This window comes from Bradyrhizobium sp. (genome assembly GCF_049798375.1).
In the GTDB taxonomy this organism is placed as follows: domain Bacteria; phylum Pseudomonadota; class Alphaproteobacteria; order Rhizobiales; family Xanthobacteraceae; genus Bradyrhizobium.
This window is the reverse complement of sequence record NZ_JBARGP010000679.1, coordinates 1-2,335: the sequence shown is the minus strand read 5'-3', so window position 1 is coordinate 2,335 and position 2,335 is coordinate 1. Positions and strand designations below refer to the sequence as shown.

Here is a 2,335-nt window from a genome sequence, read left to right as displayed (position 1 = left end):
TCACGCGGACCTTGATTCTGGATGAGACGACACGGCGCGTCAGCTCGTTTGCGTTCAGCAATGCGCGGGAGTTGTGAGCTCCCACGATGGGGTTGTGAGCTCCAACGCTCTTCGCTGTCATTCCGGGGCGCCAGGAGGGAAAGCCCGGAATCCATACCCTCGATCATGGTTATGGATTCCGGGCTCGCGCTGACGGTCGCCCCGGGATGGAAGTAGAAAGAGCTTCGCCCTCTATCCACGTCATTGCGAGGAGCAACGCGACGAAGCAATCCAGAGCCGAGCGTTCGACTCTGGATTGCTTCGCTTCGCTCGCAATGACGTGAAGACATAGGCAATCGAGCCTCGCGGCGCCTTCCGCGCCCGAGCTATTGAATTCATTTCACCCTCTCAAAACAGAGGGCGCAGGGAAGGCCGGGAGCTCACCGCCCCCATGGCCCGCGTGCGAAAGAAAAGCACGCGGCAGAACCACAGGTTCGGCCGAGACATCCCGGCCCTCCCTGCGCGATGGCTTTACGTCTTATACGCGCTCTCCTCAGGGACCGGCGTTCTTGCCCCTGTCGTCCGCGTGGTAGATCACGCTGCAGCCCGACACGCCCACCGCATCCCGCACCCAACGTTCGTGACGACCGCGAAGCGCCCCTCTTGATCGAGGCGGGATGGGCAGAGATAAGCATATTTTCCGTTAAAACGAAAGAGAAATATTTGCGGCTTGAGGCCTGTCGCCAGCGATGGGATTGAAAGATCAAACAAAATTAGTTTTTACAAGCGCGGCGTCGTTGTCACTCATGTCAGCAATAAACAGCTGCATCTTTACGTTGCTGAGTTTTAATTCCGATACGATAATCAATTCGAAGATTCCATTTTCGGGGCGAGGATTGAGGGCGCATGAGATTTCGGACGCCAGAGCTTTTTCTTGGAGCATTTCTCACATGCGCCGTCTTTGCGATGGGCTTTCTGTTCGCGTCATATCAATCCCCACTACCCACACAGCACCAATCCCGGCAAATCGAAGCCGCCGCACAAGATAGAGAGGGGGACAGCCCGCTTTCCGTAGACGGCGCGGAAGATAGTAAAAATCGCAAGCGACAAGAAGGCGCCAGCGAATTCTGGGCCGCCAAACTTACGGACTGGCTGTTGGCCGGCTTCACTGCGTTGCTTGTGCTCTTCACTTACCGCCTGTGGAGATCGACTGAGAAACTTTGGGAATCGACCACAGCTACTGTCAACCTCGCCCGCGAGGAGTTCGTTGCCACCCATCGCCCCAAAATCAGAATTCATACGGTGGAAGTTACACGCCGCCTTAAAGATGGAGATGACACCAATCTTATTGGCGCTTCCATTCTCGGGTTTAACGTGGGCGAATCCTCCGCAAAGAACCTCGAAGTGAGAGGCCAAATCTTTATGGGACCACGTTTCGCTCTCGATGTGCAGCGTCCAATTGTCAAAACATTCGAAGAGGTTTTAAGTGGGCAGAAATTTCACGCTGAGGTGACATCCGACTGTCCGGTAGTTCACGCTGCAGCTGGCTTGCGCACTGGTATCCACTGCTATTGCCTTGGATGGATCGCCTATTGGGATGGGAATGGACACCGTCGCGAAACCGGCTTTTGCCTGCGCGCCCAGTTCAGCACCGAGAACGGCGATAGATGGGTGAGCGCGGAAGAGCCAGAACACGAATACGAGTACTGAGAGGGCGCGCCCTGTCTCAGTCAGCACATGGCGCGGGTTTTTTGCGTCTGTCAGGGCCGGGTAGGTCGCGCCCTTGCAATGAAGCGTGCCAGCGCCGCACTAACAGTCGACACGCCGCTGGCATACGAACACGAGCCCCTCTACCTGATCTCCGCACGATACCGAAACCTATCCGCGGGCCCCCTTGAGCGGCGCCATTCGATCGGGCGGCGCTCGGGGTCGAAGGCGAGGCGCTCGATCACGATCACCGGCTCGCCCGGCTCGCGGCCGAGCAGGCGGGCCTGCATGGCGCCTGCGATCTCGACCGTCAACGTCTCGTCCGCGGAGGCGACGATCTGGCCGCAGCGCGCTTCGTAAAGCGGATAAAGCAGATCGCCGAAATCGGTCGGCTCGAGGTCGAGGATAGCGGCGAAGCGCGAGCGCTCGAGCCAGATCTCCTCCGACAACAGCGGCACACCGTCGATCAGGCGCAGCCGCGACAGGTTGATGACCGGCTCGCCCGCGGGCAGCCGCAGCGCCGAGGCAACCGCCGAGGGTGCGGCGAGCTGCTTGCGCTGCAGGATGCGGCTCTCCGGCACCTTGCGCTCGCCGCTCTCGGAGTGGAAGCGGAAGAAGCGAAACAGCGAGGAGTTGAAGCGGGCGCGCC

General features: G+C 59.1%; 2 protein-coding genes. One reads left to right on the top strand and one right to left on the bottom strand.

Annotation, left to right across the window (positions count from 1 at the left end):
• Positions 1 to 885: 885 nt before the first annotated feature.
• The gene (locus tag WA702_RS26350) at positions 886 to 1,689 is read left to right on the top strand and encodes a hypothetical protein (protein WP_425113475.1); all 804 of its coding nucleotides are present in this window, start codon (positions 886 to 888) and stop codon (positions 1,687 to 1,689) included.
• A gap of 140 nt (positions 1,690 to 1,829) precedes the next feature.
• Here the strand turns inward: WA702_RS26350 and WA702_RS26345 are convergent.
• The coding region (locus WA702_RS26345; RefSeq protein WP_425113474.1) for a GntR family transcriptional regulator at positions 1,830 to 2,335 on the bottom strand (506 nt) is incomplete at its 5' end.